Raw genomic sequence first — 696 nt, 5'->3', positions numbered from 1 at the left:
GTCGAGCTCGCCGCGGGCGACGACGCGCTGCTCGCGGCGGCCGGGACGGCACTGGCGGAGGCGGGCGGTGCTCCGCGTGCGGCGTCGAAGCTCCAGCGGGCGCTCGGCAGCGCGGTCCCCGTGCCCGCGTCGCGGGAGCCGGCCGACGCGACGGCGGTCGAGGCCGTGCGGGCGGGGGTGGCGCGCGACGTGGAGCGGCTGCTCGCCGCGGAGACGGGGGTGCGGCTCGGCGACGACGAGGCCGTGCACGACGCACGCGTCGCGGTGCGCCGGCTGCGCGCGACGCTCGGTGTCTTCCGCCCCGTCGTCGACCGGGCCGTGACCGAGCCCGTGCGCGACGAGCTGCAGCAGGTCGGGCGGGTGCTGGGCGCCGCACGGGACCCGCACGTCGAGCAGACCGCGCTCGTCGGGCGCCTCGTCGACGAGCCCGTCGAGCTCGTGCTCGGCCCCGTCGAGCGCCGCGTCGTCGACGACCGGTCCGCTGCGCGCGACGCAGCCCTCGCGCGCGCCGTCGCGCTGCTCGACTCGCCGGAGCACCTGCGGCTGCTCGCCACGCTCGACGCGTGGGCGACGACGCTGCCGCGCGGACCGCGCGCCGCCGACGACGCCGAGGACGTGCTGCCGCGGCGGGTGGCGCGTGCGTGGCGCCGGCTCGAACGGCGGGCGGAGGAGGCCGAGCGCCTGGCGGTCGACGCA

General features: G+C 80.3%; 1 protein-coding gene. It reads left to right on the top strand.

Annotation, left to right across the window (positions count from 1 at the left end; genetic code table 11):
- Positions 1–696: CHAD domain-containing protein (locus CTKZ_RS21215; RefSeq protein ID WP_148090556.1), on the top strand; the 696-nt coding region annotated here is incomplete at both ends.

The sequence above is a fragment of the Cellulomonas algicola genome (genome assembly GCF_003851725.1).
GTDB classification, from domain to species: Bacteria; Actinomycetota; Actinomycetes; order Actinomycetales; family Cellulomonadaceae; genus Cellulomonas; species Cellulomonas algicola.
Note: the sequence above shows the minus strand (reverse complement) of the source record. Positions and strands in the feature narration are given on the sequence as shown.